We start from the raw sequence: 25,467 nt of genomic DNA, 5'->3' as shown, positions 1-25,467 counted from the left end.
ACATGAGGAAGACAGTCGCCGAGCTGCATGCCGAGCTGGTCCGGTACAACCTGGTCGCCTGGACTGCTGGAAACGTTTCCGGCCGGATCCCGGGCGAGGACCTGTTCGTGATCAAGCCGTCCGGGGTCTCCTACGACGAGCTGACGCCGGAGAACATGGTCGTGTGCGACCTCGACGGCAACCTGGTGGAGGGCGAGCACGCGCCGTCCAGCGACACGGCCGCGCACGCGTACGTCTACCGCAACATGCCCGACGTGGGCGGCGTGGTGCACACCCACTCGACATACGCCTCGGCCTGGGCCGCCCGCGGCGAGGCCATCCCGTGCGTGCTGACCGCGATGGCCGACGAGTTCGGCGGCGAGATCCCGATCGGCCCGTTCGCGCTGATCGGCGACGACTCGATCGGCCAGGGCATCGTCGAGACGCTCAAAGGTCACCGCTCGAAGGCCGTGCTCATGCAGAGCCACGGCGTGTTCACGATCGGCAAGGACCCGAAGGCCGCGGTGAAGGCGGCCGTGATGTGCGAGGACGTGGCCCGTACCGTGCACGTGGCCCGCCAGCTCGGCACCCCGCTGCCCATCGCGCAGGACGACATCGACCGCCTGTACGACCGCTATCAGAACGTCTACGGACAGAGGAGCCCGCGTTGAAGATCTGGTTTCTGACCGGCAGCCAGGGACTGTACGGCGAGGACACGCTGCGCCAGGTGGCCGAGCAGTCTCAGCGCATCGCCGAGCAGCTGCCCGTCCCCGTCGACTGGAAGCCCGTGCTGACCGATGCCGCCGCGATCCGGCGGATCATGCTCGAGGCCAACGCGGACGACTCGTGCGCCGGCGTGATCGCGTGGATGCACACGTTCTCCCCGGCCAAGATGTGGATCGCCGGTCTCGACGCGCTGCGCAAGCCGCTGCTGCACCTGCACACCCAGGCCAATGTCGAGCTGCCGTGGGCCACCATCGACATGGACTTCATGAACCTCAACCAGGCCGCGCACGGCGACCGCGAGTTCGGCCACGTGCAGGCCCGCGTGGGCGTGCCGCGCAAGACCGTGGCCGGGCACGTCAGCGACCCGGCGGTGGCCGAGCGCATCATGACCTGGGTACGCGCCGCCAAGGGCCTGGCCGAGGTCCGCACGCTGAAGCTCGTGCGCTTCGGCGACAACATGCGCGACGTGGCCGTCACCGAGGGCGACAAGGTAGAGGCACAGCTGCGCTTCGGCGTCTCGGTCAACACCTACGGCGTCAACGACCTGGTCGAGGTTGTGGACGCGGTCTCCGACGCCGACGTCTCGGCGCTGGTGAAGGAGTACGAGGAGCTCTACCAGGTCGCCCCCGAACTGCTCGGCGAGCGCAACGAGTCGCTGCGCTACGCGGCCAGGATCGAGCTGGGCCTGCGGAGCTTCCTCGAGTCCGGCGGCTACAAGGCGTTCACCACGAACTTCGAGGACCTCGGCGGCCTGCGCCAGCTCCCCGGCCTGGCCGTGCAGCGGCTCATGGCCGACGGGTACGGCTTCGGCGGCGAGGGCGACTGGAAGACCTCGGTGCTGGTACGCACGCTCAAGGCCATGACGCCCGGCGGGACGTCGTTCATGGAGGACTACACCTACGACCTGACGCCCGGCCAGGAGCTCATCCTCGGCGCGCACATGCTGGAGGTCTGCCCGTCCATCGCGGCAGGCACGCCGTCGTGCGAGATCCACCCGCTGGGCATCGGCGACAGGGAGGACCCGGTCCGGCTGGTGTTCGACGCCGAGCCCGGGCCCGGCATCGTGGTCGGCCTGGCCGACATGGGCGACCGGTTCCGCCTGGTGGCCAACGAGATCGACCTCGTGGCGCCGCCCCAGCCGCTGCCCAAGCTGCCGGTGGCCCGCGCGGTCTGGAGCCCGCGCCCCAACCTGCGCACGTCCACGGAGTCGTGGCTCACCGCGGGCGCCCCGCACCACACGGTGCTGTCCACGGCCGTCGGCCGGGAGGAGCTGACCGACCTGGCCGACATGCTGGGCGTGGAGCTGCTGGTCATCGACGCCGGCACGACGACCGAACGGTTCACCAAGGAGCTGCGCTGGAACCAGGCGTACTTCCGCCTGGCCCAGGGCCTGTAGTCGCTTCAGTCCTCTTCGGCGGGTTTCTCGGGTGCGTTCCTGCGCTGCTCCTCGGCGCGCTCGCGGCAGCGGCGCAGGAACTCCTCATCGTCGTCCGGGCTGGTGGCGGCGAACCGGCCCGGGCGGTCGTACTCCGGGAACGCGCTGGGCCGCGTGGGCGTCTGCGCCCGCTCCGGCCGCCCCGCCACCAGCCACGCGACCGAGCCGACCAGCGGGAACAGCAGCACGATCACCACCCAGCCGATCTTGGGCAGGTTGCGGCAGAGCGTGTCCGGTGTGGTGATCACATCGAAGAGGCAGTACAGCCAGAGCACGAGCGTGACCAGGCCGATGACCTCATACAGGTAGAGCACGGCACACCTCCGTCAACGGCTCATGAAACTAGCGGTACCCGGTCGGGCTCGGCAAGGCGGATTGTGGGAGGGTAAGGCGTGACGCTGACCAATTGGGCGGGAAATACTGCATTTCGGGCGCGAGACGTTCACCATCCGACCTCGCTCGACGAGCTCCAGCGGCTCGTCGCGGCCAGTCCCCGGGTCCGGGCGCTGGGGAGCGGCCACTCGTTCAACGACGTCGCGGACACCACCGGCGACCTCGTGGTCCTCGACCGGATGCCGGACGCGGTGGAGATCGACAGCTCGGCGGCCACGGCGCGGGTGCCCGCGCGCATGACGTACGCGCGGCTGGCCCCCGTCCTGCACCAGGCCGGATTCGCGCTGGCGAACCTGGCCTCGCTGCCGCACATCTCCGTGGCCGGCTCGGTCGCGACCGGCACGCACGGCTCCGGCGACGCGATCCCGGGCCTGGCCGCCGCTGTGTCCGCGCTCGACCTGGTCACCGCCGACGGCTCGGTGCTGACCCTGGCGCGCGGCGACGCCGACTTCCCCGGCGCGGTGGTGGCGCTGGGCGCGCTCGGCGTCGTCACCTCGCTGACGCTCGACCTGGTGCCCGCCTTCGAGGTACGCCAGTACGTCCGCGAGGGCCTGTCCACCGACGCGCTCGCCGACTTCGACGAGATCTCCGCCGGCGGCTACAGCGTCAGCCTGTTCACCGACTGGCGCGACACCCGCGTCTGGCTGAAGCGCACCGACGAGCTGGCCAGCCCCGACTGGTACGGCACCCGCCCCGCCGACGCCCCGCGCCACCCGCTGCCGACCATGCCCGCCGACAGCTGCACCGTCCAGCTCGGCGTGCCGGGACCGTGGCACGAGCGGCTCCCGCACTTCCGCCCCGACTTCGAGCCGAGCGGCGCGGGCGACGAGCTGCAGTCGGAGCTGATCCTGCCGCGGGAGCACGCGGTCAAGGCGCTGCGGGAGCTGTACACGATCGGCGACCGCATCCGGCCCGTGCTGCAGATCTCGGAGGTGCGCACGATCGCCGCCGACGACCTGTGGCTCAGCCCCTTCCGCGGGCGCGACAGCGTGGGCATCCACTTCACCTGGGTCAAGGACCCGGCCGGCGTGCTGCCGGTGCTGGAGCTGGTGGAGGAGACGCTGGCGCCGTTCGACCCCCGCCCGCACTGGGGCAAGCTGTTCACCCGGTGGCCGTCCTGCCCGGACCGCTTCCGCGCGCTGGCCGGGCGGCTGGACCCGGCGGGCAAGTTCGCCAACGACTTCACCCGGATACTTCTGGAAGCGTAGGAGTCCGCGGAGCGGCTGCGCCCCCGGACGTAGCCGCTCACCGGTCCTCAGGACGATGTGCCGGGCCCGCCGGTCGGCGATCGTGGTGGCATGACCGATCACCCGTTCAGATTCGGCGCGGTCGCCGGGCAGGCGCCCGACGCCGGCGCGTGGGCCGCACTTGCCCGCCGGGCCGAGGACCTCGGCTACGCCACGCTGCTGGTGCCCGACACGCTCGGCACCTTCTCCCCGTTCAGCGCCGCCGCCGCGGCGGCCGCGGTCACGAGGACCCTGCACGTCGGCACGTACGTGCTGAGCGCCGCCAACCGCACGTCCCGCGCCGTGGCGTGGGAGACCACCACCCTGCAGACCCTCTCCGGCGGCCGGTTCGAGCTGGGCCTCGGCGCCGGCAGGCCGGACGCCGAGCGGGACGCCGCCGAGCTCGGCGTCAGGTTCGGCACGCCGAGCGAGCGCATCGAGCGGCTCTCCGAGACCATCGACGCCGTCAAGGACGCCCGGATCCTGGTCGCCGCGTCCGGCACCAGGCTGCTCCGGCTGGCCGCGGCCAAGGCCGACACGATCGCCCTCGGCGTGCCGCCGCACTCCACGGAGGACCAGGTGGCGGCCAAGGTCGACGAACTGTACGAGCTGGCCGGCGACCGCTTCCCCGACCTGGAGCTCGGCATGAACCTCGCGGCCGCCGGCGGCGAGCCGCCCGCCTGGCTCGGCGCCCTCGGCGCCACCGCCACCGGCGTGCTCAGGGGCACGCCCGGCGAGATGGCCGACGTCCTGCGCCGGCGCAGGGACCGGCTCGGCGTCTCCTATGTCTCCGTGAACGCTCAATACCTGGACGCCTTCGCACCGGTGGTGGAACGTCTCGCCGGTACCTGACGTCATCTGACAGGTATGACTGTCACCATGGTTCCCATGAACGCCAAGGGAACCTTCGACACCGCCGGCTGGGACGCCAAGCCGCCCTACGACGACCGTGACGGCGTCACGCTCGGGCTCGTCACCATGACCAAGACCTTCCATGGAGACCTGACCGGCACCAGCGTCGTCACCCTGCTGGTGGCGACGACCCCGGTCGAGAGCTCGCGTTCGTACGTGGCCCTGGAACGCGTCGAGGGGACCCTGGACGGCCGCTCCGGGAGCTTCGTCGTCCAGCACAACGCGGTGAGCGACGAGGGCGAGCAGGCGCTGCGCATCTCGGTCGTGCCGGACTCGGCGACGGGGGAGCTGCGCGGCCTGAGGGGCGAGATGGACGTCATCATCGCCCCTGACGGCGGTCACTCCTACACCTTCGACTACCGGCTCTGATCACCGGTGCGGTCGCACTGGGCATGGGGGCCGGAGCCGGACGAGTCCGCGTTGAGGGAGACCGCCCGCCTGTTCGCCGGGCACACCGGGCTGGGCGACCCATCCGCGTGGGAGCCGCCCGCGCCCTTCTCCCCGTCGCTGCTGCCGGCTCCACGGCTGCCCGCGCCCGCTTTCTGCACCGCCGACCCCTTTGAACGGGCCGTGCGTACTTACGGGCAGGCGTACCGGGACCTGATCCGCGCCTACCGCGGCGACTTCGCCAACGCCCCCGACCTGGTCGCGCTGCCCCGCGACGAGGACGAGATCGTCCGGGTGCTGGAGTGGGCCGCGGACCGGGGAGTGGCGGTCGTGCCCAGAGGCGGCGGGACAAGCGTGGTGGGCGGTGTCGAGGCCCGCTTCGACGGCCCGTCGGTGTGCCTCGACCTCGGGCGCATGAACCGCGTCCTGGAGGTGGACCCGGTGTCGGGAGCCGCCCTGGTGGAGGCCGGGGCCACGGGCCCGGTGCTGAACGCCGGGCTGCCCGAGGGGCTGCAGCTGAGGTTCTTCCCGCAGTCGTACGAACTGTCCACGCTCGGCGGCTGGATCGCGACCCGCGCCGGCGGCCACTTCGCCACCCTGCACACCCACATCGACGACCTGGTGGAGTCGATTCGCGCGATCACGCCCGCCGGCGGCGTCTGGGAGTCGCGCCGGCTGCCCGGCTCCGGGGCCGGCCCGTCCCCGGACCGCTGGCTGCTCGGCTCGGAAGGCGCTCTGGGCGTGATCACCCGGGCCTGGGTCCGCGTGCAGCGGCGGCCCGCGTACAAGGCGTCGGTGCCGGTGATGTTCGCCGAGTGGCGTGCCGGGGTGGCCGCCGTCCACGACCTGGCGCAGTCGGGCCTGTACCCGTCGAACTGCCGCCTGCTGGACGCCCGCGAGGCCGCGCTGACCTCCGGGGGCGACGGCCGGCACGCCCTGCTCATCGTGGGGTTCGAGTCGGCCGGCCACCCCGTGGGGGCCTGGGTGGCGCGGGCGCTGGAGATCACCTCGCGGCACGGGGGCGTGGCCGGCGAGGCCCGGCAGGACAAGGAGTGGAAGGGCGCGTTCACGCGCATGCCGTACCTGCGCAACGCCTACCCCGGCCTCGGGGTGATCGCGGAGACGTTCGAGACCGCCGTCACGTGGGACCGCTTCCCGGCCCTGCACGAGGCCGTCATGGCGGAGGCGGACGGGAGCGCCACGTGCCGTCTGGCCTTCGCCTATCCCGACGGCCCCGCGCCGTACTACACGGTGCTGGTCCCCGCCGTGCGGGGCGCGGAGGCCGAGCAATGGGACGAGCTGAAGCGCCGCTTCTCGGAGACCGTTCTCCGCATGGGCGGCACGATCACCCACCACCACGCCGTCGGCCGCGACCACCGTCCCTTCTACGACCGGCAGCGCCCGGACGCCTTCGCGCTCGCGCTGCGGGCCGCCAAGGACGCCCTGGATCCGCGCGGGATCCTCAATCCGGGGGTGCTGATCTGAGAGGGACCGTCGGGTAACGTACCGACCAGCCGGTACGTCGTGGGAAGGGAGCGCCGCCGTGTGGGACCCCGAGCTCGCCGAGCTGAAGCGCCGCAGGGAGCTGGCCGAGCGCATGGGCGGCGAAGAGCGGGTCGCCCGCCAGCACGCCACCGGCCGCCTCACGGTCCGCGAACGCCTCGCGGCCCTCACGGACTCCTGGCAGGAGATCGGGGCGCTGGCCGGCCACGCGACCGGGGAGACCGTCACACCGTCGAATGTGATCATCGGCCGGGCGCGGGTCGGCGGGCGGCGGGTGGTGGTGGCGGGCGACGACTTCACCGTGCGCGGCGGGGCCGCCGACGCCGCCATCCACGACAAGCAGGTCCTGGCCGAGCGCATGGCGGGCGAGATGCGGGTGCCGCTCATCAGGCTCATCGACGGGACGGGCGGCGGGGGCAGCGTCAAGCAGCTGGAGGAGTACGGGCGGACCTACGTCCCCTACAACCCCGGCTGGGACCAGGTGGTGGCGAACCTCGGCCGCATCCCGGTGATCGCGCTGGCCCTGGGCCCGGTCGCCGGGCTCGGCGCGGCCCGCCTGGTCACCTCGCACGTCTCGATCATGGTGAAGGAGCTCTCCCAGGTGTTCATCGCCGGCCCCGCCGTGGTGGAGGCCGGGATGGGGGAGAGCGTGGGGAAGGAGGAGCTGGGCGGCTGGCGCACGGTCGCGGCGGCCGGCACGGTGGACCTGGTCGCGGCCTCGGAGCCGGAGGCGTTCGCCCTGACCGGACAGGTGCTCGGCTATCTGCCGCAGAGCGCCTGGCACTCACCGCCGGTCGCCGATGCGGCCGACGCCCCGGACCGGACCTCGCCCGAGCTCCGCGACCTTGTCCCCAGGGAGCGCCGCCGGCCCTACGACATGCGCCGCATCCTGGACCTGGTCTTCGACACCGGCAGCGTCCTGGAGCTGGGCCGGAGGTTCGCCCCCTCCATGATCACCGCGCTGGCCCGCCTGGACGGCCGTCCGGTGGCGGTGCTGGCCTCCGACCCCCGCGTCTACGGCGGCGGCATGACCGCCCAGGGATCGGACAAGATGGCCAGGTTCGTGGACTTCGCGGAGACCTTCCACCTGCCGGTCGTGCACCTGGTGGACCAGCCCGGCTTCGTCATCGGCACGGCCGCCGAGAAGGCCGGCACGATCAGAAGGGGTGCCCGCGCCCTGGCCGCGGTCTACCAGTCGACCGTGCCCTGGGCCTCGGTCCTGGTACGCCGCGTCTTCGGCGTCGCCGGCGCCGCCCACCGGCCGCACGACAGATACACGCTCCGGGTGGCCTGGCCGTCGGGCGACTGGGGGTCGCTGCCGATCGAGGGCGGGCTGGAGGTGGCCTTCAAACGCCTTTTGGCGGAGGCGGGCCCGGACGCGGCGGCGCTGAAGGCGGAGATCGCCGAGCGTCTGGAGGCGGTCAGATCGCCGTTCCGTACGGCGGAGGCGTTCCTGGTGGAGGACATCATCGACCCGGCGGAGACGCGCCCGGTGCTGACGGACTGGATCAAGGACGCGTACGCCGTGCTGGACCTGGGTCCGCGCGGCACGACCCGTCCCTGACGGCACTACGCGAAGAACGACCGGAGCACTTCGGCGACGCGCTCCGGGCCGCCGCGGTGGTTGAGCGGCGCTTCGTGGCCCACACCCCGGAGCGTGACGCGCCGGGCGTGCGGCAACGCTCGCTGCAGCGCGTCGAGCGCCTTGTGGACGGGGGGCGGAGTCCTGTCGCCCTCCACCATGAGAACCTCCGCACGAAGCTCGGCGTAGCCGTCGCCGGCCGCCATCTCCTGGAAGATCTGCACGTCGAGGCGCTGCAAGGGGATGAGCTCCGTCAGGGACTGCTCGTCCGGCCCGACGGATGCGGCCCGTCGGCGCAGGAGCCGGTCGATCATCGGCACCAGCAGCCACCGCGGGAGCGCGGCGACCTTCCTGCTCGCCCGCGTCCCCTTGCTGAAGGTGACCATCGCGGCGGCCAGCTCGCCTCGGTCCAGCTCGCGCTCGAACCGGGGGATCCACGACATCGAGAAGGCGCCGTACATGGAGAGCGCCGGTTCGTACACGGCCACCTTGCGGACACCCGGGAGCGTCTTCGCCGCCTGCAGTGCGATGAGCCCTCCGGAGCTGTGCCCGAACACCAGGTGCGCGCCGGTCTCCGCCAGCAGGGCCTCGACGTCCTCGCACTCCCTGGCCATGTCGTACGTCTCGCCGGGCGGCCCGCTGCGTCCGCGTCCACGCCGGTCGGGCACGTACACGGTGAAGGTGCGGGAGAGCGCGTCCGCCAGCTCGGTGTAGTGCTGCGCGGCGAGGTAGCCGCCGCTCACGACGATCAGGCCGGGCCCGTCGCCGCCGAACCGCCGGTATCCGATCGTCGTGCCGTCGGCCGAGGTCACGGCGCCATAGGTGTACGGGATGACGGTGGTGGTCATGTTCGACGCTCCTTAGCGGTGCTAAGTCCTGTATAGACTTAGCACCGCTAAGGAGTCAAGCCGTCGCCTTCGGAAGGTCAAGCCGGAGACGTCAGCGTGCGCGGGCCCAGCAGGCCGGGGCGCTGCGGAATGACGTCGGGCCGATCGACCTGGCGTTCTTCATGATGGCCAACTCGCGGGTGGCGGAGGCCGAGCCCGAGCAGTGGCGGCGCCATTTCACGCTCATGCTCGACGCCCTGCGCGCCGCACCGCGAGGCGGCCCGGCGGCGCGTTAGATGTTCTCCTCGTCCAGCAGGCGCCGGATCCGGTCCATGAGCCGCGCCACCACCCGGTTATCAGAATTGTCCAGATGAGTAGGCGATAATTGTCCGCTGCTTCATGTCAGAAATGTCCCCAGATGAGGTCGGCCGGCGCTCGCTGACATGCACTGCCGCCGGAAAACAGGTGGCCCTGACGGGCAGTCCGTGAAACCGTCAGGGTCTGATGATCCGATGGACCGAGGCGGGGCGGGAACGGTCGGCGGCCTGGCGTTCGGCGCTGGGCGCGCCGCCGCCGGAGCGCGTGGTGGTCGCCGACGACCGGATGAAGGCCGCCACCGCCTACCGCCTGGCCTGCGAGGGCACCGCGCTGCTGTGGCGCGGCGACTTCCAGAACGCCCGCCAGCTCCTCAATGCCATGGCCCGCCGCTGCAAGCCCGCCGCCCCTGGCTCCGGCTTCCACCGCCACCGCCAGGCCCAGTCCCAGCGCGCCCGCACGCTCGGCATGCTGCTCGTCCCGTACGACGCCGGCCACGTCGTCCCGCTGCGCAGGGCGCCGGACGTGCGGGAGGCCTGCGCCGAGGTGTACGGCCCCGAGGCGCCCCCGGGCGTGGGCCGGCTCCGCGAGCTGCTCGGACTGATCGGGGCCCACGAGTGGCGCAGGAAGGGCGTGCACGTCCCCGCGCTGGGCGCCCGCGTGCACCCGTACCATGGCGTGTTCTCCCCGATCAGGGGTGAATACGTCGATCTGGTCGCCGAGGCGCCGCTGCCCGGCGACCGGCTGGCGTTCGACATCGGCACGGGCACCGGGGTGCTGGCGGCGGTGCTCGCCAGGCGCGGCGTCCGGCACGTCGTGGCCACCGACCTGGACCAGCGGGCGGTGGAGTGCGCGGCGGACAACGTGGCGCGGCTGGGGCTGGACGACCAGGTGGAGATCGTCCGGACCGACCTGTTCCCGCCGGGGCGGGCGCCGCTCGTCGTCTGCAACCCGCCGTGGCTGCCCGCCAAGCCGATCTCGCCCCTCGACCACGCCGTCTACGACCCGGGAGGGCGGATGCTGCAGGGGTTCCTGAGCGGGCTGGCCGAGCATCTCGAGCCGGGGGGTGAGGCGTGGCTGATCCTGTCCGACCTGGCCGAGCACCTGGGGCTACGGGAGAGGGGCGAGCTGAAGGTCGCGTTCGAGGGGGCCGGGCTTCGGGTGGCCGGCCGCCTGGACGCCGTGCCGCGTCACAGCCGGACGAAGGACATGACGGATCCGCTGCACGCGGCCCGCGCCGCCGAGGTGACGTCGCTCTGGCGGCTCACCCGCTGAACGCCTTCCGGTACGCCGACGGCGACGTCCGCATGGCCCTGGTGAAGTGGTGCCGGAACGTCACCGGGCTCTCGAACCCGACCGCCGCCCCGATCTCCTCCACCGGCGCCGCCGTGGACTCCAGCATCGGCAGGCTGGCCGCGACCCGCTGCGAGATCACCCACCGCAGCGGGCTGGTGCCGGTCTGCCGCTTGAAGTGCCTGATGAACGACCGCTGCGACATGCTCGCCACCCCGGCCAGGTCCGCCACGCTGATCGGCTGCGCCAGGTGGTCCATGGCCCACGACATGGCCCTGGCCACCGCGTCGTCGTCCTCCACCGCCGTGACCGCGGCCTCGATGAACTGGGCCTGGCCGCCCTCCCGGTGCGGCGGTATGACCAGGCGGCGGGCGACGGCGTTGGCGACGCCGGGGCCGTGGTCGGTGCGTACGAGGTGGATCAGCAGGTCGAGCCCGGCGGCGCTGCCCGCGCTGGTCAGCACGTCGCCGCCGTCCACGTACAGGACCGACGGGTTGACCCGCACCGCGGGGTAGCGCTCCTGGAGCAGGTCGGCGTACTTCCAGTGGGTGGTCGCCGCGCGCCCGTCCAGCAGCCCGGCGGCGGCCAGCGCGAACGCGCCCGAGCAGATCGACACCAGGCGCGCGCCGCGCGCGTGCGCCCGCCGCAGCGCCGCGATCAGCTCCCCGGACACCCGCCCCCGGACGTCGGCCACCCCGGGGACGATCACCGTGCCGGCCCCGGCCAGCACGTCCAGCCCATGCTCCGCCCGCAGGGTGAACCCGCCCACCACCCGGAGCGGCTCCAGCGTCTCCGCGCACACCCTGAGGTCGTACCAGGGGACGTCCAGCTCGGGCCGGGGCAGCCCGAACAGCTCCACGACGCAGCCCAGCTCGAACGGCGCCATGCCGTCGAAGGCCAGCACGGCCACCCTGTGGGGCCGGGACGGGTCGGGCAGCGGCATGCCCGCATGTTAGCCGGGCCCGCTCAGCGGCAGGAATGCTATATGCACATTTCGGGAGTACAGACTGTTTTGCCTGATCACCGCTACGAGCAGGCGGAGATCACCGAGGCGTTCTCCCGGCTGACCCACTGCGACGAGGACCTCCTGCGACGCTTCCACGCCGCGACCGGCGTGACGGGCCGCAACCTCGCGCTCCCGCTGGAGGACTACGCCAAGCTGGACTCCTTTGCCCGCGCCAACGACATGTACGTCGAGATCGCCCTCGACCTGGCCGAGCAGGCGCTGAGAGGCGCGCTCGCCAAGGCCGGCATACGCGCCGAGAAGGTCGATCACCTGCTGTTCTGCTCCACCACGGGCCTGGCCACGCCCTCGCTGGACGCCCGCCTGGCGCAGCGGGCCGGGTTGCGGCCGGACGTCAAGCGGGTGCCGGTGTTCGGGCTCGGCTGCGCGGCGGGCGCGTCCGGGCTGGCCCGCCTGCACGACTACCTGCGCGGCTGGCCCGGCGACGTGGCGGCACTGGTCTGCGTGGAGCTGTGCTCGCTGACGATCCAGCGCGACGACACCTCGATCGCGAACCTCGTGGCCAGCGGCCTGTTCGGGGACGGCGCGGCGGCCGTCGTGGCGACCGGGCGCGGCCCCGGACCCGAGGTCGTGGCCACCCGCAGCCACCTCTACCCCGGCACCGAGCAGCTCATGGGATGGGAGGTGGGCGAGCACGGGTTCCGCATCGTGCTGGACCCGGAGCTGACCGGCTTCGTGGAGCAGGTGCTGGCCGCCGACATCAGGGCCTTCCTCACCGACTACGGCCTGACTCCCGACCAGGTCGCCACCTGGATCTGCCACCCCGGCGGACCCAGGGTCATCGAGAAGATCGTGGACATGCTCGGCCTGCAGCCCAGGGCGCTCGACGTGACCTGGCGGTCGTTGCGCGAGCACGGCAACCTGTCGTCGGTCTCGGTGCTCCACGTGCTGCAGGAGACCCGCGGCCGGCCGGGGACGCCCGCGGTGCTGCTCGCCCTGGGGCCCGGCTTCTCCGCCGAGCTGCTCCTGCTCCACTGGTGAGCGCCTGCCCGGTCCTGATCGGGCTGGTCGTGCTGGAGGCGCCCGCCGAGGTCTGTCGCCCACGGCTGTGATCCGGCCGGGGCCACCGGGCGGGATCCGGATGGGAAACCGTGACCTGCTCAGCGGCGGCGGCTGGCCGGGCACCTCATCTGCACCACTGGTCACAACTGATCACGTATCGATCGCGGTTTGTACTCGCTTGCGTCACCGGCCCGGCCGCTGAAGACCTGCTGCCGTCGTAGGGGGCGGAGGTGGTTCAGATGAGAATTCGTCCTTTGGCGGTCGGTGCCGGGCTCGCTGTCGTCCTCGCCCTCGCCGCGTGCGGTGGCGGGGCCGGCACGGCGACCAGTGCGGAGAACGCCGCCCCGCAGTACCGGAAGTCGGCCCCGTCACCGCAGTCGCCCGGCGAACAGCCCGCCCAGGAGAACGCCGAGCAGGACACGACCACGGCCCAGATCTCCACGTTCGCGCTGGACGTGGACACCGCCTCGTACAGCTACGCCCGCCGTACCCTCCAGGAGGGCCGCTGGCCGGCGCCCGGCGAGATCCGGCCCGAGGAGTGGGTCAACGCGTTCAAGCAGGACTACGCGCAGCCGCCGGACGACGGGTTCGCCGTCCACGTGGACGGCGCGAAGCTGCCCGCCCGCGACGAGGCCGTGCTGCGCGTGGGCCTGCAGACGCGCGGATCCGGCGCGGCGGCGCGGCGGCCCGCCAACCTCACGTTCGTGATCGACGTGTCCGGCTCGATGTCCGAGGCGGGACGCCTCGACCTGGTCAAGTCGGCCCTGCTCACGCTGCTCGACCAGCTCGCGCCCGGCGACCAGGTGTCGATCGTGGCGTTCAGCGACGACGCCGAGGTGATCGCGTCGATGACCCCGCTGACGGCCAGGGACGAGCTGAAGAGCGCGGTGAACCGGCTCGTCATCGACGGCGGCACGAACCTCGAGGCCGGCCTGGTCACCGGGTACGAGGAGGCCTCCAAGGCGTTCCGCCCGGCCGCGACCAACCGGGTCATCCTGCTCTCCGACGGCCTCGCCAACCAGGGCAGCACCGAGTGGCAGACCATCCTGGACCGGGTCAAGGAGCACGCGGGCAAGCAGGTCGCGCTGCTCACCGTGGGCGTCGGCCGGGACTACGGCGACGAACTGATGGAGCAACTGGCCGACAACGGCGACGGCATGGCCGTGTACGTCAGCAGCCAGGAGGAGGCCGACAAGATCTTCACCACCCAGCTGCCGGCCACCATCGAGCTGCGCGCCCGCGACGCCAAGGCACAGGTCGTGTTCAACCCGTCGGTCGTGGAGGGCTACCGGCTCATCGGGTACGAGAACCGTGCGCTGACGACGGAGGAGTTCCGCGACGACACCCGCGACGGCGGCGAGATCGGCCCGGGGCACTCGGTCACGGCCCTCTACTCCGTCCGGCTCAAGCCCGGCGCGTCGGGGCAGCTCGTCCAGGCGACCGTGCGCTGGCAGGACCCCGACACGCGGGCCGCCTCCGAGGCGAGCAAGTCCCTGCAGGCGGGGGATCTGGTCGAGGGCGTGTGGGAGAAGGGGACGCCGATCCGGCTCCAGGTGGACGTGGTCGTGGCGGCGTTCGCGGTCTTCCTGCGGGACAAGGAGGCGTTCGGCCTGGATCTGCCGACGCTGGGCGAGCACGCGGCGCGGCTGGCGACGGCCTCCGAGGACCCGATGGTGACCGAACTGGCCGCGCTCATCGACAAGGCCCGCGCGGTCGGATAGCCGGTCGCTCGGGTGGGCCGAGTGGCCCGAAGACGGAGACGCCGGTCGTGCCTGCCCGAGGGCGGGCACGAGCCGGTGGCCGGCTTTTACGGAACTCTGGAACGTGCTTTCGCGGTCGTGGAGTCGGCTAAACTCATACAAGCGGCAAGGGGCTATAGCGCAGTTGGTAGCGCGCCTCCATGGCATGGAGGAGGTCTGGGGTTCGAATCCCCATAGCTCCACCCGATCAACCGCCTCTTACTTACGGAACCGTAGGCAAGGGGCGGTTTCGCATGTGGCCACTCATCGATTGACGCGATCGCCCGGCTCGGCTGGATGGCTCAGCGCGGGTATTCCGCCGGAGCAGGCCCGGCCAGTGTGGTTGCGCGGGCGGTCATCTCGGCCGCCTTCGCATGGTCGCCGGGCCGGTCGCGGTGCAGGAGGGTGGTGGCAAGCTCGCGTGCGCTCGCCGCGGCGAAGGGCCGGAGGCCGGCGTCCTCGTTGCGCAGCAACGCCGCCTCGAGGTGGTCCACGGCGCCGTTCAGGTCGTCGCAGGCCCTGGCCAGCAGGCCGACATGATGTCCGGCGAAACCCGCGAAGGTCACCCCCGTGCCGCCGATCACGATCCGGTCCGCGTAGGGCGCCAGCTGTGTGAACAGTTCGCGCGTGGCCTCAGGCGGCGCGAGTGCGGACCACAGCTCCGCCCGGACCGCCTGATGCGTCAGCCACATGTAATCCAGGGGCACGTCCGGCTGCTGCCGCCACGGACCGAGCGCGGACCGCGCCTGCTCGCTTCGGTCTGAATGCAGCAAAGCGAGTGCGTGCAACTCGTGCAGCAGGGGGAGACCGGTGACGGAGGCGGCCTCGGCCAGCAGACGCTCGATCGCCGGCAGCGTGCCTCGCGCCAGGTTCAGCGTCGCCGCCACCGCGATGGGCACCTCGGCGGCGCCGGCGACAGTCGTGGCCGAGTGAAACTCGCGCGCCTTGGCCGTCGCCTGCTCCGCTTCGGCGAACCGGCCGCGGGCGGCGGCGACGATCGCGTCGGCCCAGTTGAGCGCGACCAGCGCCGGGGCAAGCCCGTGCGTCTGCGCCAGCTCCCGCGCGTGCCGGTAGTCCCGCAATCCCGCACCGACGTCGCCCTGCTCGATCTGGTCACGTCCGCGGAACACCAGCGCGCGGGCGACGGCGGCCGGCTCGTCCGCCGACTTGACCAGGTCGACGAGTTCGCGCGCCGCCGACAGCCGCTCGGTCAACAGGTGCGGTCGCTCGTAGGCGACATGGCGGAGCTCGAGCACGCGGGCCAGATCGGCCCGGCTGCCATGGGTCCGAGCCAGGGCCTCGGCCTCCGTCGACAATGCCACCGCCCGGTCGGCGGTGTCCGTGCCGTAGTAGATCTCCGCCGCGAGAGCGGCGAGCAGCCGGGCCCGTATCATCTCGTGTCCCGGTGGGAGGTCCCGGACCAATCGCTCGACCAGCGCGACGCCGCCGGAGTCCACAACCTGGTATTCACGCCAGCTCCAGATCGCGTCCGCGGTGGTCGCGACCGCCGCCCGCGCTGCCGCGACGACGTCTCCACTGGCGAGGGCGACCTCGGCGGCCTCGCGCGTGGCCTCCCACGCCTGTCGTTCGTAGCCCGCGCGCTTCCGCGCGAGCGCGAGACCGATGAGGACGTCGTAGCGGTCCGAGGCCGTGGCGGTGCGGTCGCGTGACAGCGCCGACAACGCGGCCTCCTGCAGGCGGGCGGCCTCAGCGGGAGCGGGCTGCCGCGCCGCGAGCGCCGACGCCCGCAAGGCGTGGGTCCAGGCCGCGCGGGCATGGCCGGGTCCGGCGCTGCCGTAGTGGTGGGCGAGTTCGGCGGAGCGCGTCTCGCCCGCTCCACCGGACCGCTCCTCGATCGCCGCAGCGATCGCCGCGTGCAGCCGACGGCGCCGGCTCGGCGGCAGCTGGGCGTAGACCGCCTCTCGAACCAGGGCGTGAGTGAATCTGTGGCCCTGACCCTCCTCCATGATCAATCCAGCCAGTAGCGCGGCCTCGGTGGCGCTCATCGCGGCGTCCGCGGTCAGTCCCGAGGCCGCCTCGACGAGATCGGCATCGAACGTGGGCCCGCACGCCGCTGCCGTCGACAGCAACGTTTCGACGTCGCCGGGCAGCTGGGAGATACGCCGGCGCACGACGTCTCGAACCCCGTCCGGGACCCGCAGCGCGGCCACGGTGCCGGGCTCGGTGAGACGGCGTTCATCCGCCAGCAGCCGGACCACCTCTCCGACGAAGAACGGATTGCCGTTCGTGCGTTCCCGCAACGCCGCCGCGACCTCATCGGGAATCTCCACGCCATAGCGGAGCCGTACGTAGGCCCGCACGCCTGCCGGGTCCAGCCCGCGAAGAGCGACCCGGAGGAGATCGGCGCGGGTGAGGTCGGCCAGTGTGTCGGCCAGCTCCGGCGTGTGATCGGCCTGGGCGTCGCGGCTGGTCAGGAGCAGCAGGACCGGCAGGCCGGCCAGCATCGTGCCGAGCCGGCGAGTCAGGCGCAGCGTGTCGCCGTCCGCCCAGTGCAGGTCGTCGAGCACGAGCAAGGTCGGTCCCGCGGCACGCAGCAGGGCTGCGGTGGCCTCGGCCAGCTGGAAAACCGCCGTGTCGACATCCTGGGCCGGGGCGGCTGCGGCCGTGCCGTTCAGGCCGGGCAACAGGGCCGCGAGGGCCGGTGGCCGAGGGGCCGCGCCGGCGGCGTTCACCAGCGGACCCAACGCCTGCGACCACGGCCAGAGGGCCGGAGCACCGGCGGCTTCCTCGCACCGTCCCCATCCGGTGCGGACGCCCATCGCGGCGGCGGTCGCCGTCAGGGCGCGGGCCAGGCCGGTCTTGCCGATGCCGGGTTCGCCGGTCACGAGCACCGCAGTGCCGCGACCAGCGGTCGCGTCGACGAGATAGGAGGTCAGGCGGGTCAGCCACACATCGCGCCCGACCAGTCTGGACTCGGCGACACGTGGACTGACGTCCACAGGGGCGGCGTACGCCGGCGGCTTGTCGGGAGCGGGACCGGCGTCCAGCGACGGTTCGTGGCGCAGCACCGCCGCTTCGAGCCGCCTCAGCTCCGGCCCGGGATCGACACCGAGCTCGTCGGAGAGGAGCCGCCTGGCACGCCGCAACGCGTCGAGCGCCTCGCCCTGGCGCTGAGATCGGTACAGGGCCACCGCCAGCAGTCCCCACGCCGCTTCCCGCAGGGGGTGCGCGGCCACCAGCTGCTCGATCTCCCCCACGAGCCGGGCATGGACCCCGAGGGCGAGTTCGGCGCGGAAACGATCCTCCGTTGCCAGCAATCTGAGCTCGTCGAGCCGGGCCGCCTCGGCGGCCAGCCCGGGGGCCGCCGAGGCGACGTCCGCGTAGGGTTCGCCGCGCCAGAGCCCGGCGGCGGCCCGCAGGAGTGCCACCGCGTGCGCCGGATCGGTCGCCCGGGCTTCGTGTGCCGCGCTCGTCAACCTCTCGAACTCGGCGCAATCGATCGAGGCGGCGGCGACGGCGTAACCGGGAGGACGTGTGATGAGGATCCGGGCGGGCGCTCGTGCCGGGCGGTCCGGTTCGAGCACCCGCCTGAGGTTCGCGACGTAGGACTGCACCGAGGCCAGCACCTTCGGCGGCGGGTCGTCGCCCCACAGTTCGTCGACGAGGTGGGCGACCGAGACGACTCTGCCGCGAGCGGCCAGCAGCAGGCCGAGCAGCGCGCGCTGTTTCTGGCCGCCGAGCTGGACCGGATCGCCGCCCACGTCGAGAACTTCGATCGGTCCCAGCACCTGATAACGCACCCCGGCAACGGTACAGGCACTCGCCACGTGTCAGAGAGGTGCGTCCAAGTGGGAACGGGGTGTCTTCCAAGTGCGCGCGCGCAAGCTGTGTTCGTCAGAGAGAAAGGAGAGACTCGTGACGAACCACACCACCGACGGGCAACGGTTGCACGGGCAAGGACTCATCGACGTGCGGATGATGCGGGTGGCACACAGCAGTTTCCGCCGCGAGCTGGGCCTGTCCCCGGCGGCGGTACGCGCGGTCGCCGCCGGGGACCGCCGCCGGACGTCGATCGTCGCAGGCCACGCGGACCTGTTCCTGTCGCTGCTGCATCACCACCACAGCATCGAGGACGAACTGCTGTGGGGGGCCCTGCTCGAACGGGTTCCCGGTGAGCTCGCTCCGCTGGTGCATGTGATGCAGAGCCAGCACGAGCAGGTGGCGGAGCTGCTCGACCAGGCGCAGGCGGCACTCGGCACCTGGCGGCGTACCGCGTCCACGCCGGACGGTGAGGCTCTGGCCGCGATCCTGTCCAGCCTCTGTACGGTGCTGTTCGAGCACTTGGACGCTGAGGAGACCCACCTTCTGCCCATCATGGCGCGGCACATCACGGCCGAGGAGTGGGAGGAGTTCACCGTCCAAGGGATGTCGTCGATTCCCAAGCGGCTCATGTTCCTGGGTTTCGGGATGATGCTCTACGAGGGAGACCCCGAGGTCATCGCCATCGAGATGCGCAAGCTTCCCGCGCCGCTGCGCCGGCTGCTACCACCGCTGGGACGCCGCGCGTTCCGGCGCTACGCCCGCCGGATTCACGGCACCCCCACACCTCCGCGCGGCATCGGAGCCGTCGCCTAATTCGTGTCTGTCTCACCTCAAGGAGTTCATCATGATGTCGAACATCATCGCCACCGCCCGAGCCCGGAACGAGGACGTGTGGAACCGATCCAGCAAGCTGCTGTACGCCGGCGAGGTCGACGAGTTCATCGGCTACTGGTGCGACGACGCAAGCTACGAGGCCGCGTTGCCGGTCGCGGGTCTTCCCGCCGTCATCACCGGACGTGAGGCACTGCACGCGGCGTTCAGCGGTATGACCGCCGGCGCGCGGAGCATCGCCGTGCACGACGTCCGGTTCCACCAGACGGACGACCCCGATGTCGCGATCGTCGAGGAGCGAATGGTCGCCGAGCTCACCGCCGGCGGCACCTATGAGAACCGGCTGATCATCAGGGTGACCTTCCGGGAAGGCCGGATCGCCGGCATGCTCGAGTACTACGGGCAGTTCGCACATCAGGACCTGCTGCGCAAGCTCGGCTCCGCGTCCTGATCCCGGGGTCCCACCGGCGAGGCGGCTGTGGCTGCCGCAGCGGAAGATCGACCTGATCGACCGCGAGAGTGGCAGGAAGCACACGGTCTCCCTGCCGCCCCCGGTGGCCTCGCCGCAGTGGTCCCCGGGCGGCCGTACCGTCCAGTTCGCCGCCTACCGGACGCCTCGGGACGAGAGCATCACCACCTTCGCGTTCATCACGCTGAACGTGACCGATCGCATCCCTCGGCTGGTCAAGGCGGGACCGCGGCATCGCCTCTCCAACTGGGACATCGGACGAAAGTCCCGCTTCGCTCTCGGGACGCTACTACGCCACCTTCGTTCGCAAGGGCGAGGACGGCGGCAGGCCGGGGTCGTCGACGCGGCCGCCGGGGCGGTCGTCCACCGGATCGGCGGGGACGTCCACGCCATACCCGGGTGGTACGACGACCGGCACGTCATCCTGGCTGTCATCGGTCGCGCAGCCAGGTCTACCGGCAGGTCACCGTGGACGGCGCCGTCGTACGAGACCTGATCAAGGAGAAGCCGGCCGCGGGCCCCCCGGCTACCGCCCGCACCTCGACCGGGTCAACTTCGTCCGCCCGGCGGGGGGGACGCCTCCACCACGCGCGCACAGGCGATGGCGCTAGGCCGGCACAGTCACCGGCTCCTCCGGGCCGATCGCGGCGACCTCCTTGCCGTCCAGGACGCTCGTGGCGCGCTCCTTGTCGATGTCGCCCTCCCACGCGGCGATGACCACGGTGGCCACCGAGTTGCCGAGCAGGTTGCCGGCCGCACGCGCCATGCCCATGAACCAGTCCACGGACAGCACCAGGACCAGGCCCGCGACCGGGATCGCCGGAATCGAGCTGAGTGTGGCGGCGAGGACCACGATGGCCGAACCGGGGATGCCGTGCGCGCCCTTGGAGGTGATCAGCGCGACGAGGAGCACGACCAGCAGGTCGCCCATGGACAGCGGGACGCCGGTGGCCTGCCCGATGAAGACGGCGGCGAGCGTCAGGTAGATCGAGAACGCGTCCAGGTTGAAGGAGTAGCCGGTCGGGATGACCAGGCCCACCGTGGACTTCTTGATGCCCATGTGCTCCAGCTTCCGCATGACCTGCGGCAGCACGCTGTCGGACGAGGCCGTGCCCAGCACGACCAGGACCTCCTCGCGGAGGTACCCGATCAGCTTGAAGATGTTGAACCCGGCCAGCTTGGTCACGAATCCGAGGATCACGACGACGAAGATCGCGACCGCGACGTAGAACAGCACGACGAGCCAGCCCAGGCGGACCAGGGCGTCCCCGCCCGAATTGCCCGCGGTGACCGCCACCGCGCCGAGCACGCCCACCGGGGCGAGCCGGACGATCAGCGCGACGACCTTGAACAGCACCTCGGAGACCGTCTCGATGAACTGCCCGACCGGGCGGGCCTTCTCCCCGACGAGCAGCAGCCCGCAGCCGAACAGCACCGCGAACAGCAGCACCTGGAGCACGTTGCCCTCGGCGAACGCGCCGATCACCGACGTGGGGATGAGCCCGAGGATGAAGCCGACCGGTCCGCCTTCGGCGAGCTTGGCGGCGTTCTCCTGCTGGGTCGCGAGCTTGGCGGCGTCGAGCGAGGCGGGGTCGACGTTCATGCCAGCGCCCGGCTGGAAGACCAGGGCGAGCACCAGGCCCAGCACCAGCGCCACGGTGGTGATGACCTCGAAGTAGACGATGGTCTTGAGGCCGACCCGGCCCACCCGCTTGAGCTCCCCCGCTCCGGCGATGCCCGCGACGACCACGCAGAACACCAGAGGCGTGATGACCATCTTGATCAAGGTGATGAAGCCGTCGCTGAGCGGTTTGAGCTCGGCGGCGAACGAGGGGAAGAGCAGGCCGACCACAGCGCCGATGGCGGCTGCGATCAGGACCTGCCCGAACAGAGACGTGACGAACTTCCGCACAGTGCTCCCTATGCCATGCGCCGCGGCCCGCCCACCACGCACGCCGAGGGATGGCCGCTCGAGCGCCTTTGCTGATCGAGGTGTTACGCCGGGAGCACGATAGGTGACTTTCCCGTCGTGGCTAGAACCCTATGAACGGGCAAATGCGCAGTCTAGGGGCGAAACGCGGTCGAAACTAAGCTAACCGGGAATTAACCGCCCGTTCATCCCGTGCGGGTGTGTCGCCTGGCATTATCGAACTGGAGTTCGTATACTTAGGGTATGGATCTCAGCCCCGAGGAACTGCCCGAGCTCTGGCGGCCGCCCATCGTCGAGCACGCCGCCGCGATTCGCCCCGGCGCGGCGCGCTACCTGCTGGCCTGGGGAGACGACGTCGAAGGAGGGCGATGGGGATTCCTGCTCTGGCCGCCCCGGACGCGTGACGCCGGCGACGGCGTGGCGCACGAAGGGCGGGCGCGGTGGGTGCGCTGGGAGGACATCCGGCCGGTCGCCGGCGAGGACTACAGCACGGTGCCCGTGGCGGACCCGCTCCTGTGACTCGGCCTGGCGGACCGAAAATTCTCTGACTAAGGTCAGAGAATGGACGCGACGACGATCGGACAGGTACGCCGGTTCCAGCGCACCGTGACCCAGCGCATCGGGGCGCTCAACGACAGATTCCTCGCCAGGGACCGTCCGCTCGGGCAGGCACGGCTGCTCTGGGAGATCGGCGCGGACGGCAGCGAGCTCCGCGCCCTGCGGGCCCGGCTGGAGCTCGACTCGGGATACCTGAGCCGGCTGCTGCGCTCGCTGGAGGCCGGCGGGCTGGTCGTCGTCGACGACGGCGGCTCCGACGGACGGGTCCGCACGGCCCGGCTCACCCCGGCCGGGATCGCCGAGCGGAAGGAGCTGGACCGCAGGTCCGACGAGGCCGCCGCGTCGATCCTCGAACCGCTCTCCGACCGGCAGCGCGAGCGCCTGGTGACCGCCATGTCGGAGGTCGAACGCCTGCTGCTCGCCTCGGCGGTCGCCGTCGACGTGCTCGACCCGCGCCACCCGAACGCCCGCCACTGCATCCAGGCGTACGTCGACGAGCTGGCCCGCCGGTTCGACGGCGGCTTCGACCCGGGCAGCAGCATCTCGGCCGGCGATCACGAGCTCCGCCCGCCGGCCGGGATGCTGCTGGTCGCCACGCTCCGCGCCGAGCCGGTCGGGTGCGTGGCGCTCAAGCTGCATCACGACAGCGGGTCCGCCGAGCTCAAGCGGATGTGGGTGGATCCCGCCACGCGCGGGCTCGGCCTGGGCCGCCGCCTGCTCGCCGAGGCCGAGGGCCGGGCCGCGGCGAGCGGGATCCGTACGGTGCGGCTGGAGACCAACCGGACGCTCACCGAGGCCATCGCGCTGTACCGGGCGTCGGGATATCGCGAGGTGGCGCCCTTCAACGACGAGCCGTACGCGCACCACTGGTTCGAGAAGGGGCTCTAGACCGGCGGGTTGAAGCGGTGGTGGCCCGGAGCCGTCCAGCCTGCCGCGACCGTGCCCGCGACGTGCGCGTACTCGTCCAGCTCGAACCGCACCAGCCGCTGCGCCCCAGGGACGTCAGCCGGATCCCAGTCCACCCGGGCCCGCCCGGTCAGGTGCAGCGTCTCCCCGCGGTCCCAGTCCACGAACAGCAGCCCGGCGGCCGGGTTCAGCTCCAGGTTGCCCAGCGTCGTGTACATCGAGTTACCTGCGTAGTCGGGGAACACCAGCGATCCCGGGCCCGTGACCTTGACGAATCCCGGGTTGCCGCCGCGGTGCGACACGTCCGCGCCGAGTCCTTCGACGCCGGTGGCGATGAAGAACGTGTCCGCCGCGCCGATCCACGCCTGGTGGCGAGCCGTCAGGGCGGTCCCGGTCCCGAGGCCTGCCGAGGCGCCGCCGGGCTCGGCGGTGGGCTCGCGGGTCTGGATGTACTTGGGGCAGTTCGAATAGACCTGCTCCGTCCACACCACCAGCGTCTCGCCCGCCTGCACGGCGGTGCCGTTCACGCGCATCCTGCGCCGCGTGCGCGGTTCGATGGCCAGCAGTCCGACGTCGCGTTCCCGCTCGAACAGCCCGTGCAGCGGATCGGGCGCGCCGGGCACGGCGCGTACCACGATCGTGCGGTCGTCCTCAGGGGAGGCGAAGCCGGCGGGCCCGGCCAGCACGCTCGCCCACAGGCGCCCCCGGTCGTCGGCCGCGCCGGCGACGAGCATGTGCTGCTCGCGCAGGAACGCCGCGGCCACCTCCGGGATCTCCGGCCGGGTGCGCGAGCTGCCGTGATCCTCGGCCCGCACCCCCGCCCGCCGTTGCACGGCGACCTCGCCTGGATGTCGCATTAGAAGAACCCGCAGGTCGGCGCGCCGGAGGTGGGCGCGGGGCGGTCGCCGCCGCCGTCCGGGGCGAAGATCTCCAGACGGATGCCGTCGGGGTCCTCGAAGAACACGCCGCCCGAGGAGGAGCCCTCGCCGTGCGGCACGACGCCGTCGTGGTGCAGGGTCGCCCCGATCTCCCTGATGACCGCCTCGGCCTTCCTGACCGCCGCGAGGTCGGCGACCTGGAACGACAGATGGTGGAGCCCGGGCAGAGCGGCGGCGAAGCGGCCCTCGCTCTGCTGCCAGAGGGTCAGCACGAGTGTGCCGTCCTGCGCGAGGAACGTGGACCGCCGCCCGTCCTGTTGCGACTCGCCCGCCACGGTGAAGCCGAAGACCCGCTGGTAGAAGTCCTTGGACTTGTCGAGATCGGTGACATTGAGCCCGACGTGCCCGGTCCGAAATGACATTCCGCACTCCTCATCTAACGCCTGAAAGACTGGCTTGCCGTTAGAAGCAATATAACGGCAAGCCGACCTCTTTGGCGTTAGATGTGGGTCACTTCTTGTGCTCCCGGTAGTGCCTGGCCGCCCTGGCGCGGTTGCCGCAGGCCGTCGAGCACCACTCCTGACGTGGGTGTTCCTTGACGAAATAGAGCACGCACCGCGGCGCCTGACAGGTACGCAGCTGCGCCCGATCCGGTCCTGCCAGGAACTCCACGGCCGCTGTCGCCAGCGCGGCCCGCACCCGTACGGACGGATCGGCCGGCGCGGCGGGCACGGCGACGAGGGACGGCTCACCGTTCCAGGCCAGCTGCGGGGCCCGGGGAGCGGCCAGGGCGCAGGTGTTGACCAGGGCCAGCGACTCGGCGAAGCCGGGCAGGTCCGTCGCGTCCGCCCGGCTCGGCGGTTCCGGGGCCACGGCCCTGGCGAACAGCGCGCGTACGGCTTGACGCAGCCGCACGGTCTCCTCGCGCAGTTCCTCGGTGGCGGTGAAGCCCGGATCGACGTCGAGGTCGGCCGCGTGCTCGTGGACCCAGGTCGTCATGCCGTCCGCGTCGGACAGCAGGTCGATCGATCCGGACCGATCAGCCCTGATCGTGCTGACGAATTCGAGGCTCAGGGACATCTCCTCAATCTAACGCCCGCGAACCCTTGCTCCCGTGAGAGCCCAGACGCGTGAGACGGGCGTCGCGGACCCGGGGTCTAGCCGGATGGTTCCACGAGTGTCTGGAGGTGGCGGCGGAGCGCCCGGAGCATCAGCTCGGGCGTCATCCGGTCCGGGTGGAGCACGCCCTCCAGCGTGAGCCCGTCGATCAGTGCGCACAGCCGCTCCGTCTCCACCACGGGATCGCCTACCGGCCGGTGCCTGGCGACGCCGTCCACGATCCGCCGCACCAGCCTCCGCATGCCGTCGTAGGCCTCCTGGGCGAGCGGCCGCAGCTCCGGGCGGGTGCGGGAGGCCATCGTGAACGCCAGCCACACTGTGGCCTCCTCCCGCCGCCGCTCGTCCAGCGGCAGCAGCTCCGCCAGCATCCGCTCGACGCCCTCCGCCCGCTCGCCGGGATCCTCCGTGGCCGGCAGCGGGCCGACCCGCTCCATCAGCCGCGCGCTCACCCGATCGAGCGAGGCCCGCATCGCGAACACCATCAGATCCGTGTGGCCGTCGAAATAGTGCCTGACCGAGCCGATGGCCAGCCCCGCCTCCTCCGCCACGTTGCGCAGGGACGCCTGCTCGAACCCCGCGCGGCGCACGACCCGGAACACCGCGTCCACGACCTCGTCCCTGCGGGCCTCGGGATCGACTTTCTTCGGCAT

At 71.8% G+C, this 25,467-nt stretch carries 25 protein-coding genes and 1 tRNA gene; 17 read left to right on the top strand and 9 right to left on the bottom strand.

The genetic code is table 11. From position 1 onward, the window contains the following. The first annotated feature begins 2 nt into the window (after positions 1–2). Both ACIBX3_RS09245 and araA read left to right on the top strand, forming a co-directional pair. Positions 3–650 (top strand): L-ribulose-5-phosphate 4-epimerase, encoded by a 648-nt coding sequence (locus ACIBX3_RS09245; RefSeq protein ID WP_397114815.1) that lies wholly within the window; start codon positions 3–5, stop codon positions 648–650. Beyond that, positions 647–2,101, top strand: a complete 1,455-nt coding sequence (araA, locus tag ACIBX3_RS09240; protein WP_397114813.1) for an L-arabinose isomerase — start codon at positions 647–649, stop codon at positions 2,099–2,101. Before ACIBX3_RS09245 ends, araA begins: the two co-directional genes overlap by 4 nt. 5 nt (positions 2,102–2,106) lie before the next feature. On the opposite strand, the gene ACIBX3_RS09235 is transcribed toward araA, so the two are convergent. After that, on the bottom strand, positions 2,107–2,454 hold the full coding sequence (locus ACIBX3_RS09235; protein WP_397114811.1) for a PLD nuclease N-terminal domain-containing protein: 348 nt from the start codon (positions 2,452–2,454) through the stop codon (positions 2,107–2,109). Positions 2,455–2,532: 78 nt separating this feature from the next. On the opposite strand from ACIBX3_RS09235, the gene ACIBX3_RS09230 reads away from it, so the two are divergent. From ACIBX3_RS09230 to ACIBX3_RS09210, 5 genes are all read left to right on the top strand, one after another. Beyond that, positions 2,533–3,741 carry an FAD-binding protein gene (locus tag ACIBX3_RS09230; protein WP_397114809.1) on the top strand — a complete coding sequence of 403 codons (1,209 nt, stop codon included), beginning with the start codon at positions 2,533–2,535 and terminating at the stop codon, positions 3,739–3,741. A gap of 90 nt (positions 3,742–3,831) precedes the next feature. Next, positions 3,832–4,611 carry an LLM class flavin-dependent oxidoreductase gene (locus tag ACIBX3_RS09225; RefSeq protein WP_397114807.1) on the top strand — a complete coding sequence of 260 codons (780 nt, stop codon included), beginning with the start codon at positions 3,832–3,834 and terminating at the stop codon, positions 4,609–4,611. Positions 4,612–4,647: 36 nt separating this feature from the next. Continuing rightward, positions 4,648–5,040, top strand: a complete 393-nt coding sequence (locus tag ACIBX3_RS09220) for a DUF3224 domain-containing protein (protein WP_397114805.1) — start codon at positions 4,648–4,650, stop codon at positions 5,038–5,040. 51 nt (positions 5,041–5,091) lie between these two features. Further along, entirely contained in the window at positions 5,092–6,543 is a 1,452-nt protein-coding gene (locus ACIBX3_RS09215) for an FAD-binding oxidoreductase (protein WP_397114803.1), read from the top strand. Positions 6,544–6,601: 58 nt separating this feature from the next. Then, positions 6,602–8,125, top strand: a complete 1,524-nt coding sequence (locus ACIBX3_RS09210) for an acyl-CoA carboxylase subunit beta (protein ID WP_397114801.1) — start codon at positions 6,602–6,604, stop codon at positions 8,123–8,125. Positions 8,126–8,130: 5 nt separating this feature from the next. Here ACIBX3_RS09210 and ACIBX3_RS09205 read toward each other — a convergent pair whose 3' ends face one another. Further along, positions 8,131–8,991 (bottom strand): alpha/beta fold hydrolase, encoded by an 861-nt coding sequence (locus tag ACIBX3_RS09205; RefSeq protein ID WP_397114799.1) that lies wholly within the window; start codon positions 8,989–8,991, stop codon positions 8,131–8,133. A 32-nt stretch (positions 8,992–9,023) separates the two neighbouring features. On the opposite strand from ACIBX3_RS09205, the gene ACIBX3_RS09200 reads away from it, so the two are divergent. Then, a complete protein-coding gene (locus ACIBX3_RS09200) occupies positions 9,024–9,266 on the top strand; it encodes a hypothetical protein (protein ID WP_397115030.1) in 243 nt (80 codons plus the stop codon). A 208-nt stretch (positions 9,267–9,474) separates the two neighbouring features. Further along, positions 9,475–10,560: a methyltransferase gene (locus ACIBX3_RS09195; RefSeq protein WP_397114797.1), complete on the top strand. Its 1,086-nt coding sequence runs from the start codon at positions 9,475–9,477 to the stop codon at positions 10,558–10,560. On the opposite strand, the gene ACIBX3_RS09190 is transcribed toward ACIBX3_RS09195, so the two are convergent. After that, positions 10,550–11,521, bottom strand: coding sequence for a helix-turn-helix domain-containing protein (locus tag ACIBX3_RS09190; protein WP_397114795.1), 972 nt, complete (start codon positions 11,519–11,521; stop codon positions 10,550–10,552). The genes ACIBX3_RS09195 and ACIBX3_RS09190 overlap by 11 nt on opposite strands. Before the next feature lie 6 nt (positions 11,522–11,527). Here ACIBX3_RS09190 and ACIBX3_RS09185 point away from each other — a divergent pair, with 6 nt between their 5' ends. The 3 genes from ACIBX3_RS09185 (at position 11,528) to ACIBX3_RS09175 (ending at position 14,546) form a co-directional block, all read left to right on the top strand. Further along, on the top strand, positions 11,528–12,583 hold the full coding sequence (locus tag ACIBX3_RS09185) for a type III polyketide synthase (protein WP_397114793.1): 1,056 nt from the start codon (positions 11,528–11,530) through the stop codon (positions 12,581–12,583). A 260-nt stretch (positions 12,584–12,843) separates the two neighbouring features. Then, positions 12,844–14,325 (top strand): von Willebrand factor type A domain-containing protein, encoded by a 1,482-nt coding sequence (locus ACIBX3_RS09180; RefSeq protein ID WP_397114791.1) that lies wholly within the window; start codon positions 12,844–12,846, stop codon positions 14,323–14,325. A 148-nt stretch (positions 14,326–14,473) separates the two neighbouring features. Then, a tRNA-Ala gene (locus tag ACIBX3_RS09175) sits at positions 14,474–14,546 on the top strand. 99 nt (positions 14,547–14,645) lie between these two features. Here the strand turns inward: ACIBX3_RS09175 and ACIBX3_RS09170 are convergent. After that, positions 14,646–18,104: a BTAD domain-containing putative transcriptional regulator gene (locus ACIBX3_RS09170; protein WP_397114789.1), complete on the bottom strand. Its 3,459-nt coding sequence runs from the start codon at positions 18,102–18,104 to the stop codon at positions 14,646–14,648. A 115-nt stretch (positions 18,105–18,219) separates the two neighbouring features. Here ACIBX3_RS09170 and ACIBX3_RS09165 point away from each other — a divergent pair, with 115 nt between their 5' ends. From ACIBX3_RS09165 to ACIBX3_RS09155, 3 genes are all read left to right on the top strand, one after another. Next, positions 18,220–18,939 carry a hemerythrin domain-containing protein gene (locus ACIBX3_RS09165; RefSeq protein ID WP_397114787.1) on the top strand — a complete coding sequence of 240 codons (720 nt, stop codon included), beginning with the start codon at positions 18,220–18,222 and terminating at the stop codon, positions 18,937–18,939. A gap of 31 nt (positions 18,940–18,970) precedes the next feature. Beyond that, positions 18,971–19,408 (top strand): nuclear transport factor 2 family protein, encoded by a 438-nt coding sequence (locus ACIBX3_RS09160; protein WP_397114785.1) that lies wholly within the window; start codon positions 18,971–18,973, stop codon positions 19,406–19,408. Between the two features lie 103 nt (positions 19,409–19,511). Continuing rightward, positions 19,512–19,922, top strand: coding sequence for a hypothetical protein (locus ACIBX3_RS09155; protein ID WP_397114783.1), 411 nt, complete (start codon positions 19,512–19,514; stop codon positions 19,920–19,922). A 111-nt stretch (positions 19,923–20,033) separates the two neighbouring features. Here the strand turns inward: ACIBX3_RS09155 and dctA are convergent, their stop codons facing one another. Then, complete coding sequence (gene dctA / locus ACIBX3_RS09150; protein WP_397114781.1) at positions 20,034–21,338, bottom strand: C4-dicarboxylate transporter DctA; 1,305 nt, start codon at positions 21,336–21,338, stop codon at positions 20,034–20,036. A gap of 261 nt (positions 21,339–21,599) precedes the next feature. On the opposite strand from dctA, the gene ACIBX3_RS09145 reads away from it, so the two are divergent. Beyond that, complete coding sequence (locus ACIBX3_RS09145) at positions 21,600–21,875, top strand: hypothetical protein (RefSeq protein ID WP_397114779.1); 276 nt, start codon at positions 21,600–21,602, stop codon at positions 21,873–21,875. A 42-nt stretch (positions 21,876–21,917) separates the two neighbouring features. Then, positions 21,918–22,802 (top strand): GNAT family N-acetyltransferase, encoded by an 885-nt coding sequence (locus ACIBX3_RS09140; protein WP_397114777.1) that lies wholly within the window; start codon positions 21,918–21,920, stop codon positions 22,800–22,802. Here ACIBX3_RS09140 and ACIBX3_RS09135 read toward each other — a convergent pair. From ACIBX3_RS09135 to ACIBX3_RS09120, 4 genes are all read right to left on the bottom strand, one after another. After that, positions 22,799–23,677 carry a pyridoxamine 5'-phosphate oxidase family protein gene (locus ACIBX3_RS09135; RefSeq protein WP_397114775.1) on the bottom strand — a complete coding sequence of 293 codons (879 nt, stop codon included), beginning with the start codon at positions 23,675–23,677 and terminating at the stop codon, positions 22,799–22,801. The genes ACIBX3_RS09140 and ACIBX3_RS09135 overlap by 4 nt on opposite strands. Continuing rightward, entirely contained in the window at positions 23,677–24,120 is a 444-nt protein-coding gene (locus ACIBX3_RS09130; protein ID WP_397114773.1) for a VOC family protein, read from the bottom strand. The genes ACIBX3_RS09135 and ACIBX3_RS09130 overlap by 1 nt, the downstream gene beginning before the upstream one ends. A gap of 88 nt (positions 24,121–24,208) precedes the next feature. Further along, positions 24,209–24,778: a CGNR zinc finger domain-containing protein gene (locus ACIBX3_RS09125; protein ID WP_397114771.1), complete on the bottom strand. Its 570-nt coding sequence runs from the start codon at positions 24,776–24,778 to the stop codon at positions 24,209–24,211. 77 nt (positions 24,779–24,855) lie between these two features. Next, a complete protein-coding gene (locus ACIBX3_RS09120; protein WP_397114769.1) occupies positions 24,856–25,467 on the bottom strand; it encodes a TetR/AcrR family transcriptional regulator in 612 nt (203 codons plus the stop codon).

Origin of the sequence: Nonomuraea sp. NPDC049480 (genome assembly GCF_044465905.1) — a bacterium.
Taxonomy (GTDB): domain Bacteria; phylum Actinomycetota; class Actinomycetes; order Streptosporangiales; family Streptosporangiaceae; genus Nonomuraea.
This window is presented reverse-complemented; position numbering and strand designations above follow the sequence as displayed.